General features: G+C 53.6%; 15 protein-coding genes. 4 read left to right on the forward strand and 11 right to left on the reverse strand.

Annotated features, from left to right (window positions below):
• From OB87_RS18615 to OB87_RS18650, 8 genes are all read right to left on the reverse strand, one after another.
• Positions 1-107: GTP-binding protein (locus OB87_RS18615; RefSeq protein WP_001785379.1), on the reverse strand; the 107-nt coding region annotated here is incomplete at its 3' end.
• Between the two features lie 71 nt (positions 108-178).
• Entirely contained in the window at positions 179-2293 is a 2115-nt protein-coding gene (gene fusA, locus OB87_RS18620; RefSeq protein ID WP_033570865.1) for an elongation factor G, read from the reverse strand.
• A gap of 90 nt (positions 2294-2383) precedes the next feature.
• Positions 2384-2854, reverse strand: coding sequence for a 30S ribosomal protein S7 (gene rpsG / locus OB87_RS18625; protein ID WP_012768096.1), 471 nt, complete (start codon positions 2852-2854; stop codon positions 2384-2386).
• 96 nt (positions 2855-2950) lie between these two features.
• Positions 2951-3325 carry a 30S ribosomal protein S12 gene (gene rpsL, locus OB87_RS18630; protein WP_012768095.1) on the reverse strand — a complete coding sequence of 125 codons (375 nt, stop codon included), beginning with the start codon at positions 3323-3325 and terminating at the stop codon, positions 2951-2953.
• A gap of 132 nt (positions 3326-3457) precedes the next feature.
• Positions 3458-3745: a sulfurtransferase complex subunit TusB gene (gene tusB, locus OB87_RS18635; protein ID WP_033570866.1), complete on the reverse strand. Its 288-nt coding sequence runs from the start codon at positions 3743-3745 to the stop codon at positions 3458-3460.
• An 11-nt stretch (positions 3746-3756) separates the two neighbouring features.
• Positions 3757-4116 carry a sulfurtransferase complex subunit TusC gene (gene tusC / locus OB87_RS18640; RefSeq protein WP_033570867.1) on the reverse strand — a complete coding sequence of 120 codons (360 nt, stop codon included), beginning with the start codon at positions 4114-4116 and terminating at the stop codon, positions 3757-3759.
• Between the two features lie 15 nt (positions 4117-4131).
• Positions 4132-4521 (reverse strand): sulfurtransferase complex subunit TusD, encoded by a 390-nt coding sequence (tusD, locus tag OB87_RS18645; protein ID WP_033570868.1) that lies wholly within the window; start codon positions 4519-4521, stop codon positions 4132-4134.
• Positions 4521-5243: a helix-turn-helix transcriptional regulator gene (locus OB87_RS18650; RefSeq protein WP_033570890.1), complete on the reverse strand. Its 723-nt coding sequence runs from the start codon at positions 5241-5243 to the stop codon at positions 4521-4523. The genes tusD and OB87_RS18650 overlap by 1 nt, the downstream gene beginning before the upstream one ends.
• Before the next feature lie 181 nt (positions 5244-5424).
• On the opposite strand from OB87_RS18650, the gene eptA reads away from it, so the two are divergent.
• Genes eptA through pmrB form a run of 3 tightly spaced genes read left to right on the forward strand, consistent with a single transcriptional unit; the run spans position 5425 to position 8908 of the window.
• The gene (eptA, locus tag OB87_RS18655) at positions 5425-7068 is read left to right on the forward strand and encodes a phosphoethanolamine transferase EptA (RefSeq protein ID WP_033570869.1); all 1644 of its coding nucleotides are present in this window, start codon (positions 5425-5427) and stop codon (positions 7066-7068) included.
• On the forward strand, positions 7065-7781 hold the full coding sequence (gene pmrA, locus OB87_RS18660; protein ID WP_033570870.1) for a two-component system response regulator PmrA: 717 nt from the start codon (positions 7065-7067) through the stop codon (positions 7779-7781). Before eptA ends, pmrA begins: the two co-directional genes overlap by 4 nt.
• Entirely contained in the window at positions 7778-8908 is a 1131-nt protein-coding gene (gene pmrB, locus OB87_RS18665) for a two-component system sensor histidine kinase PmrB (protein WP_050515751.1), read from the forward strand. Before pmrA ends, pmrB begins: the two co-directional genes overlap by 4 nt.
• Positions 8909-9028: 120 nt before the next feature.
• Here pmrB and fkpA read toward each other — a convergent pair whose 3' ends face one another.
• Entirely contained in the window at positions 9029-9886 is an 858-nt protein-coding gene (gene fkpA / locus OB87_RS18670) for an FKBP-type peptidyl-prolyl cis-trans isomerase (RefSeq protein ID WP_033570872.1), read from the reverse strand.
• 212 nt (positions 9887-10098) lie between these two features.
• On the opposite strand from fkpA, the gene OB87_RS18675 reads away from it, so the two are divergent.
• Entirely contained in the window at positions 10099-10317 is a 219-nt protein-coding gene (locus OB87_RS18675) for a protein SlyX (RefSeq protein ID WP_033570873.1), read from the forward strand.
• Positions 10318-10355: 38 nt separating this feature from the next.
• Here OB87_RS18675 and qhpR read toward each other — a convergent pair whose 3' ends face one another.
• The gene (qhpR, locus tag OB87_RS18680) at positions 10356-11399 is read right to left on the reverse strand and encodes an AraC-like transcriptional regulator QhpR (RefSeq protein WP_033570874.1); all 1044 of its coding nucleotides are present in this window, start codon (positions 11397-11399) and stop codon (positions 10356-10358) included.
• Positions 11400-11551: 152 nt separating this feature from the next.
• Entirely contained in the window at positions 11552-12568 is a 1017-nt protein-coding gene (locus OB87_RS18685; protein ID WP_033570875.1) for a phosphotransferase enzyme family protein, read from the reverse strand.
• Positions 12569-12690 lie beyond the last annotated feature (122 nt).

Below are 12690 nucleotides of genomic sequence, written 5' to 3' on the forward strand. Positions count from 1 at the left end.
AGAACGGTAGTGATGGCAGCAGTCAGAGTAGTTTTACCATGGTCAACGTGGCCGATAGTACCGACGTTGACGTGCGGTTTTGTACGTTCAAATTTTTCTTTAGACACGGCTATATTCCTTACTCAAATGCTCTCCCCTGACGGAGAGAGCACGGGATCAATGTGTTGTTAAACCCGAATTACTTACCACGGGCTTCAATAACGGCCTGGGCAACGTTGTTCGGCGCATCATCGTACTTCAGGAACTCCATAGAGTAAGAAGCACGACCTTTGGTCAGAGAACGCAGCTGGGTTGCGTATCCGAACATTTCAGACAGCGGAACTTCAGCGTGAATCACAACGCCAGTCACGTTGGATTCTTGACCACGCAGCATACCACGACGACGGCTCAGGTCACCGATGACGTCACCAGTGTTCTCTTCCGGCGTTTCTACTTCAACCTTCATGATAGGCTCAAGCAGAACAGGTTTCGCTTTACTAAACGCAGCTTTAAAGGCGATAGAAGCGGCCAGTTTAAACGCCAGCTCGGAGGAGTCAACGTCATGGTAAGAACCGAAGTGCAGACGCACGCCGAGATCAACAACCGGGAAGCCAGCCAGCGGACCGGCTTTCAGCTGTTCCTGGATGCCTTTATCAACGGCCGGGATGTATTCGCCAGGAATCACACCGCCTTTGATATCGTTGATGAACTCGTAGCCTTTCGGATTCGAGCCCGGCTCCAGCGGGTACATGTCGATAACAACATGACCGTACTGACCACGACCACCAGACTGCTTGGCGTGTTTACCTTCAACATCGGTAACTTTAGCGCGAATCGCTTCACGGTAAGCAACCTGCGGTTTACCCACATTCGCTTCCACGTTGAATTCACGTTTCATACGGTCAACGATGATGTCGAGGTGCAGTTCACCCATACCAGCGATGATGGTCTGGTTGGATTCTTCGTCAGTCCATACGCGGAAAGACGGGTCTTCCTTCGCCAGACGGCCCAGAGCCAGACCCATTTTTTCCTGGTCAGCTTTGGTTTTCGGTTCTACCGCGATGGAGATAACCGGTTCCGGGAATTCCATACGCTCCAGAATGATCGGATTTTCCGGGTCACACAGGGTGTCACCGGTGATCACGTCTTTCAGACCGATCGCAGCTGCGATGTCGCCTGCGCGAACTTCTTTAATCTCTTCACGTTTGTTGGCGTGCATCTGAACGATACGACCAAAACGCTCACGCTCAGATTTTACTGAGTTCAGCACGGTGTCACCGGAGTTAACCACACCAGAGTACACACGGAAGAACGTCAGGTTACCCACAAACGGGTCGGTTGCAATTTTGAACGCCAGTGCAGAGAACGGCTCATCGTCGCTAGCGTGACGCTCAGCCGGTGTATCTTTACCATCGTCCAGCATACCGTTGATTGCCGGTACGTCGGTCGGAGCCGGCAGATAATCGATAACGGCATCCAGCATTGCCTGTACGCCCTTGTTCTTGAACGCAGAACCACAGGTAACCAGAATGATTTCGTTGTTCAGAACACGCTGACGCAATGCTTTCTTGATTTCTTCCTCGGTCAGCGCTTCGCCGCCCAGGTATTTTTCCATCAGCTCTTCAGACGCTTCTGCCGCAGACTCGATCAGGTTCTGATGCCATTCATCAGCCAGATCCTGCATGTCAGCCGGAATATCTTCGTAAACGAAGGTAACGCCCTGATCAGAATCATTCCAGTTGATGGCTTTCATTTTCACCAGGTCAACAACGCCGGTGAAGTTTTCTTCTGCGCCGATAGCCAGCTGCAGCGGAACCGGGTTCGCACCCAGACGCGCTTTAATCTGGTCAACAACTTTCAGGAAGTTCGCGCCCATACGGTCCATTTTGTTAACGAACGCAATACGCGGAACTTTATATTTGTTTGCCTGACGCCATACGGTTTCAGACTGCGGCTGAACACCACCTACCGCACAGTAAACCATGACTGCGCCATCCAACACACGCATGGAACGTTCTACTTCGATAGTGAAGTCAACGTGCCCCGGGGTGTCGATGATGTTGATACGGTGCGGTTCATACTGCTTAGCCATCCCAGACCAGAAGGCAGTGGTCGCAGCGGAGGTAATGGTGATACCACGCTCCTGTTCCTGCTCCATCCAGTCCATAGTGGCAGCGCCATCATGAACTTCACCGATTTTGTGGTTCACACCGGTGTAGAACAGAATACGTTCAGTAGTAGTGGTCTTACCGGCGTCGATGTGTGCGCTGATACCGATGTTACGATAGCGCGCAATGGGTGTTGTACGAGCCATTTGTTTCCTCTATTCCTAGGGCGTTCAAAGTAGTAAACCCGGGCGGTCAGCTTTGAAGCGCCCGCCGGGTTATTAACGTCTACGCAGGGATTACCAGCGGTAGTGAGCGAACGCCTTGTTGGCTTCAGCCATACGGTGAACGTCTTCACGTTTCTTCACAGCAGTACCTTTGTTGTCTGCTGCATCAGAAAGTTCGTTCGCCAGGCGCAAAGCCATGGATTTATCACCGCGTTTACGAGCAGCTTCAACGATCCAACGCATAGCCAGAGCATTGCGACGAACCGGACGGACTTCAACTGGAACCTGATAAGTTGAACCACCTACACGGCGGGACTTAACTTCGACAGTCGGACGAACGTTGTCCAGAGCGACTTCGAAAGCTTCCAGTTCGCTTTTACCAGAACGCTGAGCCAGGGTCTCCAGCGCGGTATAGACGATTGCTTCTGCGGTAGATTTTTTACCATCTACCATCAGGATATTGACAAATTTAGCCAGCAGTTCTGATCCGAACTTCGGATCCGGCAGAATTTTACGCTGACCAATGACGCGACGACGTGGCATGGAAATACTCCGTTGTTAATTCAGGATTGTCCAAAACTCTACGAGTTTAGTTTGACATTAAAGTTAAAACGTTTGGCCTTACTTAACGGAGAACCATTAAGCCTTGGGCTTCTTCACGCCGTATTTGGAACGGGATTGCTTACGGTCTTTAACACCAGAGCAGTCCAGCGCGCCACGTACGGTGTGGTAACGCACACCTGGCAGGTCTTTAACACGACCGCCACGGATCAGGATCACGGAGTGTTCCTGCAGGTTATGACCTTCACCACCAATGTAGGAGGTAACTTCAAAACCGTTAGTCAAACGAACACGGCATACTTTACGCAGTGCGGAGTTCGGTTTTTTCGGGGTGGTGGTATATACACGGGTACATACGCCACGTTTCTGCGGGCAGGCTTCCAGCGCCGGAACGTTGCTTTTAGCAACCTTCAGGGAGCGCGGTTTGCGTACCAGCTGGTTAATTGTTGCCATTCAAAAAACTCCTGGTTTTTGCTTCGTAAACACGTAATAAATCACCCCATACCAACACAGAGGCAAAGTATGAGGACGCAGAATTTTAGGGCTGGCCGGGTAAGGAGTCAAGAAATATACAAAAAGGCAAAATTACCAGGCCAGTTGCCGGGAATGCAGGGCAGTTAATTGCACAAACTCAGTATAGTCAATCAACACAATTTCGGTGGAAATTTGCGCAATCAATCCCCTGGCCTCAACATCCTCTTTCAGCGCGTATACCGCCACATCAGAGGATAACAGACGCTCGCAGCCAGGCACGTTAGCCAGCGCAGCAATCACGCCGTCCTGCAGCAGTAGAATGGCGTCGCCGTCGCCGACGTTACGCAGCAGTGCATCCAGGTCGGTATGGTAAGGTGAATGAGCCAGGGTATGCAGCATAAGGTCACCGCTCAAAAGGTCAGGATAGTATCGTAAGTGTTCAGCGTGGCGCGTAGAGCATCTGCTGCCAGAGGCTCTACATCAAGCACCCAGCGAGTTTCTGCAGGGAGCCCGCGCTGACGCGCTGACGTCTCGCAGATATAGCAGCACTCAACGTCATACAACGGTAGCACCCCAAAGGTGGCGATATAATTGCGCATCAGGATCAGATCCGGCCGCTGGTTTGGCAAAAGCTGGAACACGCCATCAGCAATAAAGAAAACCCCGATATCCTCGGTCAGTGCTGACATCGCCAGCAAGGCATCCAGCCCTTCCCGACCGGCAGACGAACCATGAGGAGCCTGGGTAAATACGAAAGCAACTCGCTTCATCTTATTTCCCTTAGGCTAAAATTGAACGACGCGATCACAGCGCAATACCGACTGTGACAGCTCGCCTAATCCACTCAGGGTAAACCCCGGCTGAAGATTCGCTCCCGCCAGTTGTAACTGTTCCGCCTGCTGCATGTCAGTCACACCGCGTCGCAGCGCTGCCGCCACGCAGACATTGAGCGCTACCTGATGAGTCTGCGCCAGTTGCTGCCAGGCCCGAACCAGATCGAATTCATCGCTGGCCGGTGCGGTAAGCTGGTTAGCATTCAATACGCCTTCACGATAGAAGAAAACGCTTTGCAGCCGATATCCTTGCGCCAGCAACGCCTGCGCGAACTGCAACGCGCTGCTGGCTTGCTGCGTGCCATAAGCGGGCCCGGTCACCAGCAGGCAATAACTCAGCATTAACGCTCGTGCCCGCTGAAGTCGCCACTTTTGAACTGACGGATATAGAGGTAGACGGTGTGCTTGGAAATATTCAGCCGGTCGGCCACCTGATTGATGGCATCCTTGATATCAAAGATACCTTTCTCATAAAGATTGAGCACAATCTGGCGGTTCTTGGCATTGTTAGAGACGTTGCGATCGGCGTTCACTTCTTCGATAGTGAACTCCAGCGTCTGTGCCACCAGTTCATCCACCGAAGACGCAAAGTTGACAGAGGATGCCACTTCCTTAATTTCAGGCGGCATGAAGGTTTGCATGATCTGCGAGAAAGGGACATCGAGGTTCATATTGATGCACAAAAGCCCGATCACGCGCTGTTCGCGGTTGCGAATAGCGATGGTTACCGACTTCATCAACACGCCGCTTTTGGCGCGGGTGAAATACGCTCGGGAAACGCTGCTGTCTTCACCTGCCATATCGTGCAACATGCGCAACGCCAGATCAGTAATGGGTGAGCCGATTTTCCGCCCGGTGTGCTCACCATTAGCAATACGGACTGCTGAACATTTCAGGTCGTCCAGCGAGTGCAGCACGATCTCGCAATGATCACCGATCAGCATCGCCAGACCGTCGACCACGGCTTCATACGATTTCAGGATTTCATAATCCGTCTGCGTGAACGGACGCTGGTCCAGCAAATCAAGGTCATTAGATTCGCCAGTAGCAAGCGAAGTAGACATGGCAGGCACCACCTCAACGTCATTTATCATCGTATCGACAGGATTATCAGTTTATCAAATAACCCTTGTGTCGTCCTTTGTATTTCTTGTCCGGACCCGAGCGCCCTCTCTTAAGGTTGAGTTAATTTATGCAGTTTAAAGTGCGACAAATCATATCTTCTCGCATGGATGGCAGTCTGCAATGTTTACTCTACCTCGCCTCTCCCGCCCCGTCTGGAGCAGCTTTACCTATAACCTGGTGTTCGCTGCCTTTATTACCCTGATACAAAATATCGCCTACTACCGCCAGGTTTCGCATCTGGTCGCTATCAGCACCTGGCGGGATGGATTATTCCTGGCCACCATGCCCGTCGTCATTTTCGCGGTGCTGAATATCCTGTTCACCCTGCTGGTGATTTCCTGGCTGCGTCAGGGCGTGATCGCCCTGCTGCTGGTGGGCGGTGCGGCGGTACAATATTTCATGATCAACTACGGCATCATCATCGACCGTACCATGATGCAAAATGTGTTCGAAACCAACATGGCGGAATCGATGGCGCTGGTGACGCCGCAGTACCTGCTCTGGTTGACGCTGCTGGGACTGGTTCCCGCACTGGGCGCGCTGTGGGTTAAAATCAAGCCAACACCATTCAGTTGGATAGCGGTGGGTTCCCGCTGCTTCAGCATCCTGATGTCGGTTGTTGCTATTTTGCTGGTCGCGACCTTTTTCTATAAGGATTACGCCTCGCTAATGCGAAATAATAAGGAGTTGGTGAAATCGCTGACCCCCAGCAATATTATTTTCGCCAACATCTCTTATTACCGTCATCACGCGCAAGCCAACTTACCGCTGGTGCAAATTGGGCTCGACGCGCATAAAAAGCCGCTGCCAAATAGCGACGCTAAAAAAAACCTGGTGGTTCTGGTGGTGGGGGAAACCTCCCGTGCTGAGAACTTTTCCCTCGGCGGCTACAGCAAGCCCACGAATCCGAGGCTGACCAAAGACAATGTGGTCTATTTCGGTCAGACAACATCCTGTGGCACCTCCACCGGGGTTTCCGTTCCCTGTATGTTCTCTGACATGCCTCGCACAGGCTACGATGAACAACTGGCTGCTCATGAGGAAGGATTACTGGATGTACTACAGCACGCCGGTGTCAACGTGCGCTGGCAAGAAAACGATGGCGGCTGCAAAGGTGCCTGCGATCGTGTACCGAGCACAGATATCACCGCACTGAACTTACCCGGTCAGTGCATTGATGGGGAATGCCATGATGAGGCATTGTTCAACGGCGTCGAAGATTACATCAATCAGTTGAACAACGACGGTATCATTGTGCTGCATACAATGGGCAGCCACGGGCCTTCCTATTACCAGCGCTATCCCGACGCCTTTCGAAAATTCACCCCAACCTGTGATACCAATCAAATCCAGACATGCTCACAAGAATCATTAATCAATACTTACGACAATACGATTCTCTACGTAGACTATATTGTTGATAAGGCGATTAATGTCTTGAAAGAGCATCAGGATAAATTTAACACCGCTTTGGTTTATCTTTCTGACCACGGCGAGTCACTGGGCGAAGACGGGATTTACCTGCATAGTATGCCGTATGCCGTCGCGCCCACACAACAAACCCATATCCCGATGCTGATGTGGCTTTCTGGCGGCTATCAGCAACAGTTTTCCATCAACGACAGTTGCATTCGTAGGCAGGCCGGTCAGCAACGTTTTTCTCAGGACAATCTATTCCATACCGTTCTGGGCATGTTTAACATTGCGACAACGGAATATCAGGCACCGCTTGATATTCTCCAACCGTGTCGGGGCACTTCATGAAACTTTTGATTGTTGAAGATGATACGTTGTTACAGGAAGGATTATTGCAGGCAATGCGCAACGAAGGATATGTCTGCGATTGTGCTTCCACCGCCAAAGAAGCGGATGCCCTGATCACCAGCGCGCACTACAGTCTGGTGGTGCTGGATTTGGGGTTGCCGGATGAAGACGGCCTCACCCTGCTAAACCGCTGGCGGCGGAACCACTACCAGCAGCCGGTCTTAATTCTGACCGCGCGCGACACGGTGGACGATCGCGTTACCGGGCTGGACGTCGGCGCAGACGATTACATGATAAAACCTTTTGCGCTCAGCGAGTTTCAGGCGCGGGTCCGCGCACTGATCCGCCGTCATCAAGGCTCCAGCGACAGTTGGATCCGGGTAGATAACATCACGCTCGATCTCAATAATCAACAGGTTATGCTGGACGATAAACCCATCGTCCTGACCCCCAAAGAGTTTGCCATTCTGTCCCGGCTGATCCTTAAAGCCGGTTCACAGGTACACCGCGAAGTATTGCATCAGGATCTTTACAGCTGGGATGATGACCCGTCGTCAAACTCGCTGGAAGTGCATATCCACAACCTGCGGCAAAAAATTGGCAAGAATCGCATCAAAACCCTGCGTGGCTTCGGCTATCTACTGACCAAGGGCGAACAACCCAAAGATGAGCAATCCCAAACAGACGAACAAGCCGGGGACGAGCCATCATGAGGCTCTTTCCCCGCCCTTCACCGATGGAGAGAACCGCCAGTATCCGTACCCGGTTAATTCTGACGCTGGGGTGTATTCTGTTGGCTTGCCAGCTGATAAGCGTAATTTGGCTCTGGCATGAGAGTAGAGAGCATATAGAGCTACTGGTGGAACAGACGCTGACCGCGAAAAACCTCAACCAGGACATCGCCTTCGAAGTCAATGAAGCGATTGCGTCGCTAAGCATCCCAAGCCTGGTGATGGTCGTCGCTTCACTGGTCATGTGTACTCAGGCAGTGAACTGGATCACCCGGCCGTTAATGAAATTGCAGGATGAATTGCAGCAACGTACCGCAGAAAACCTGGAACCGCTGCAACTGCATAGCGATGTAACCGAGTTGGCGGCGGTTATCGCCAGCATGAACCAACTGTTTGTGCGTTTTAGCGAATCGCTGCGTCGAGACAGACTCTTCGCCTCAAATGTCGCGCATGAGTTGCGTACCCCGTTGGCGGGCATCCGGCTCAGTCTGGAATTGCACGAGCAAGTACACCATATCGACTGTCAGCCCTTGATCAAACGCGTTGACCACCTGACTAAAACCATCGAACAGTTACTGCTGCTGGCGCGGGTCGGGAACGAGCTCGCCGCGGGCCATTACGAATCAGTCTCCCTGCTGAACGATGTGATTACACCAAAACAGGAAGAGCTGGAGGAAATGGCGACACTACGCCACCAGCAAATCACCTGGCCGTCAGATACGCAGACCGAAACCGTACCGGGCAATGCGACGTTGCTGCAGTTACTACTGCGCAATCTGGTGGAAAACGCTTACCGGTATGGCCCGGAAAACAGCACCATTACCGTCAGAATCTCCGACCATTCAAACGGTGACTGTGAATTGCTCGTCGCGGACGAAGGACCGGGAATCAACGAATCTCAGGTGGGGGAACTGACCAAGGCGTTTGTACGTATGGATACCCGCTACGGTGGTATCGGACTCGGGCTGAGCATCGTGACCCGCATCGTACAATTGCACCACGGCGAGTTCTTCCTGGAAAACCGCCAGGACCGCATTGGGACTCAGGCTCGCGTGGTGTTCAAGCGGCACCACGATGATCCCGCCCAGCAGGAAGAAAGCGTCGGCTGAACGGCCGTCATGCACATCATTTCCCGTCCGCCTATTCCATAGACAAAAAAATACCGCCAGCTCAGATGAGCAGGCGGTATCACCAGCGCGCTGACGCCACCAATGGCAGCGTTCAGTCGATTACTGAGCGGCTTTCTTCGCCTTGTCGTCAGCCGGTTTTTCTGCTTTCGGTGCAGCGCCTTTAGCGTCAGCATCCGCTTTGATGTCCAGCAGTTCGACTTCGAATACCAGCGTGGAGTTAGCCGGGATCCCCGGAACGCCTGCTTCGCCGTAAGCCAGTGCTGGTGGGATGACCAGCTTGATCTTACCGCCTTTCTTCACATGCTTCAGGCCTTCGGTCCAGCCTGGGATAACACCGTCCAGACGGAAAGACAGCGGTTCGCCGCGTTTGTAGGAGTTATCGAACTCGGAACCGTCAACCAACGTCCCTTTGTAGTTCACCACAACGGTATCGCTGTCTTTCGGTGCCGCGCCGGTCCCTTCTTTCTCTACCTGATAGAGCAAGCCGGACTCAGTTTTCTTCACGCCTTTTTCTTTGGCGAAGGCATCACGGAATTTGGTGCCTTTATCTGCGTTGTCTTTGGCATCCTGCTGCATTTTGGCCTGAGCAGCTTCTTTCACCCGGCCTTCAAACGACTGCAGGGTTTTCTCGATTTCTTCGTCAGACAGCTTGCTCTTGTCAGCAAACGCGTCCTGCACGCCCTGAATCAGCTGTTGCTTATCCAGTTTGATGCCCAGCTTTTCCTGCTCTTTCAGGGAGTTATCCATATAGCGACCCAGCGACGCACCCAGTGCGTATGCGGCGGCTTCTTCATCGCTCTTGAATTTGCCCGCCGCGGCTTTCGCTGCGTCCGCTGCCGCTGGGGCAGAGGTTGCCGCCGCATCAGTGGTCTTGGCTGCATCCGCCGCCATAACACCCGTACTCAGCGCCAGTCCCATGGCTGCCGTCAGCAGTGTGACTTTAAACAGTGATTTCATCCATCTCTCCAACATTCGGAGCACCATGCCCCGGCAACATTAACATTTCGCCAGCTACTATAACGTTGCGCGCAAAGACAATACAACGACGCGCCGCACCGGATAGCGAAAAATTCTGAATACTAGGATTTACGCCCGACAGTGTATGGTTTTACTACCAGAACTTTCCGCTTTCTGACACACTCAGCGCACACTGCAGGAGAGGAAAAAAGATGTCACTGTCAGCACTGGAACAACGGCTCGAATTACTGGAAAGCCGCCTGGCTTTTCAGGAAGTCACCATTGATGAATTAAACCAGACCGTCGTGCAGCACGAACTGGAAATGGTCAGGCTACGTGAACAACTGCGGCTCATGACCGAAAAGCTGCGGGCGACATCACCATCAATGATTGCATCACAGTCGGAAGAGACGCCGCCGCCACATTACTAAGCGTCGCACAGACTCGTAAATGTGGAGCGGCAAGTACATTATGCCTTGCGCCACTGCCGCGGGCTGATGCCGAACCAGCGGCGGAACGCGCGGGAAAAAGCACTGACCTCAGAATACCCCAGCAGGAACGCCATCTCGGAAATCGACAGCTGGCGCTGCTGCAAATAATGGGTCGCCATTTCGCACCGCACCTTCTCCACCAGTTGGGTGAAGGTCATGCCTTCGTCTTTCAGTCGCCGCTGCAACGACCAGCTCGATAGACCGATGTTTTCCGCTACCTCTTCCAGCGACGGCTCGCCTTGCGGCAACACCTGACGCAACCGGGCGCGCGCCATATCCACCACGCTCTGCTGGGGAACGTCGCTATTCAGCCGACGTAAGGAATCCTGCATCACCAGTAACAACAACGGGTCATGATCCGGCATGGCTCGCATCAGGTCACGTTTGGGGATCAACAGCGAATTGAATGGCTGATCGAAATACACCGGCGCGTCGAACGCCTTGCAGTGCTCATGCCACTGTTCAGGGCGAGGATGCTCAAAATGCACCTCCCGCGGTGCCCAGTTTTTACCTGCCGCATGGCGAATCAGGTTCAACATCATCCCTAGCGTCAGTTCCGCATCCTGACGGCAATGCAGGATGGCACCGTGACGCACCTGATAGTCGAAGCGCCAGCAGTCGCCCTTATCCACCAGGCGGATCAGCGTATCGTGTTGATGAAAAGGAAAGGCATTGACTACGTTATGCAATGCCTGCTCCAGAGTGGCACTGCATAACCCAACATAGCCTATCAACCCCAGCGCCTGCGGCTTGAACTGCCGACCGTAATGCAGCCCGAAATTATCGCAATCCGAATAGCGCGCGGCCTCCTCCAGCACCCGGCAGTAATTCACCAGCCCGACACTGAGCGTCGGGCACGCCAGCAGTTCAGGGTTGATGCCGCTGATGCCCAGAATGCGGTCCGCATCACCGCCTTTTTCACCGATAAAATCGGTCAGGCCCGATGCGGCAGCGGCCAGAACACCCCGATGCCCGATGGGCAACCCTGCGACCGGCGGCAGCCGAAAAGACGTGGTTTCCATGATTCCTGCCTCACACACAACCGACGAAATATCATAGACCTGCAATTTCTATACCATTCACAAGTCACTGATTTAACGGGTGTCGTCAGACAGTATGGCACCATGGCGATCCCACGGTGCGCGGTTATGGTGCAATTGCTGTGGTGATCGGCTCAGGCACCGACCGGCAGCGCGTCGTTGTCCAGATAGCGACGACACAACCGCACAGTGTGTGAACTCCAGTCCGCTCCCAGGCCGATCGCCTGTTCGGTTTGGCTATGGGAACCCGCCCAGGCCATCAACTGGATACGGCGCTGGATCAACAGCGACGGGATCACCGCCCGATCCGCCTCGCTAAGCGGGCATACGCGCTGATAGCCGCTGAGCCAACCTTCCACCCAGGCGGGCGCGCTGGGGTGATGTTCCACAAAACTGATCGCCGCCGCCAAATCATGCAGATACCAACTGAAGCCACAATCGTCAAAATCGATCACCTGGGTTTCGCCATTCAGCAACAGCAGATTGGTCAGGCGCAAATCCGCGTGAATCAAGCCATAGCGCTGACTGTCTTTGCCGTAGTGCGTTAGTGCGTCGCGTACCTGCGCCAGCGTTTCCTCAATGATGCCGTGGTCTTGCGCTTTCAGGTTGGGCGCATCCTGCCAGCGCCCCCAGTGGCCGTGCGCCCCTACCATAGTGTCGTGGTCCCAGACCAGACGCCGAAAGCCGGTTGGCCGCACCCAGCGGCGACTGTGCTGATGCAAACGGGCGGTGATCACGCCCAGTTGTTCAAAGGCGGCGGCATCAACTGCCGTGGTCGGCATCTCGCCTTCAATCCAGTGAAACAGCACCACATTGCGCACCGTGCCATCCGCCATCGTCACCGTTTGCACCGTTTCGCCATCCAGCCCGATCAGCGCCTGCGGCACTGTAATGCCCTCTTCCCGCAATGCATCCAGCCAGGCCAGTTCGCCTGCAATATCCTCACGCTGATGATAGCCAGGCCGATGAATACGCATCGCGTAACGTTTACCGCCCGCAACCAGCCGATAGGTGGCATTTTCCGAACGACACAACAGGGAGAGCTGCCCCTGCAATGCCAGCGGGTAACGTGTCATGGCCAGCGCGGCCAGTTGGTCCAGAGTGGTGTTATCAAGGGTATCGTACTGTTCTGCCATGTCCTGTTCTGCCATACGTATTATCTCATCCAAAGAGGGCCAGACCGGGTGATGCCCGAGCGATAGGGCGTTATCTGGCTCTCAGGATGTGATCACTCCCGTTACGATGCTTGACGTCGCAGCGCCGCAAATTGACC

The sequence above is a fragment of the Dickeya undicola genome, from assembly GCF_000784735.1.
Taxonomy (GTDB): Bacteria; Pseudomonadota; Gammaproteobacteria; order Enterobacterales; family Enterobacteriaceae; genus Dickeya; species Dickeya undicola.

What these genes read in the sequence shown, in the direction of transcription:
- fusA (WP_033570865.1), bottom strand. Translation starts at nt 2,293, where the DNA reads ATGGCTCGTACAACACCCATTGCGCGCTATCGTAACATCGGTATCAGC.
- rpsG (WP_012768096.1), bottom strand. Translation starts at nt 2,854, where the DNA reads ATGCCACGTCGTCGCGTCATTGGTCAGCGTAAAATTCTGCCGGATCCG.
- rpsL (WP_012768095.1), bottom strand. Translation starts at nt 3,325, where the DNA reads ATGGCAACAATTAACCAGCTGGTACGCAAACCGCGCTCCCTGAAGGTT.
- tusB (WP_033570866.1), bottom strand. Translation starts at nt 3,745, where the DNA reads ATGCTGCATACCCTGGCTCATTCACCTTACCATACCGACCTGGATGCA.
- tusC (WP_033570867.1), bottom strand. Translation starts at nt 4,116, where the DNA reads ATGAAGCGAGTTGCTTTCGTATTTACCCAGGCTCCTCATGGTTCGTCT.
- tusD (WP_033570868.1), bottom strand. Translation starts at nt 4,521, where the DNA reads ATGCTGAGTTATTGCCTGCTGGTGACCGGGCCCGCTTATGGCACGCAG.
- OB87_RS18650 (WP_033570890.1), bottom strand. Translation starts at nt 5,243, where the DNA reads ATGTCTACTTCGCTTGCTACTGGCGAATCTAATGACCTTGATTTGCTG.
- eptA (WP_033570869.1), top strand. Translation starts at nt 5,425, where the DNA reads ATGTTTACTCTACCTCGCCTCTCCCGCCCCGTCTGGAGCAGCTTTACC.
- pmrA (WP_033570870.1), top strand. Translation starts at nt 7,065, where the DNA reads ATGAAACTTTTGATTGTTGAAGATGATACGTTGTTACAGGAAGGATTA.
- pmrB (WP_050515751.1), top strand. Translation starts at nt 7,778, where the DNA reads ATGAGGCTCTTTCCCCGCCCTTCACCGATGGAGAGAACCGCCAGTATC.
- fkpA (WP_033570872.1), bottom strand. Translation starts at nt 9,886, where the DNA reads ATGAAATCACTGTTTAAAGTCACACTGCTGACGGCAGCCATGGGACTG.
- OB87_RS18675 (WP_033570873.1), top strand. Translation starts at nt 10,099, where the DNA reads ATGTCACTGTCAGCACTGGAACAACGGCTCGAATTACTGGAAAGCCGC.
- qhpR (WP_033570874.1), bottom strand. Translation starts at nt 11,399, where the DNA reads ATGGAAACCACGTCTTTTCGGCTGCCGCCGGTCGCAGGGTTGCCCATC.
- OB87_RS18685 (WP_033570875.1), bottom strand. Translation starts at nt 12,568, where the DNA reads ATGGCAGAACAGGACATGGCAGAACAGTACGATACCCTTGATAACACC.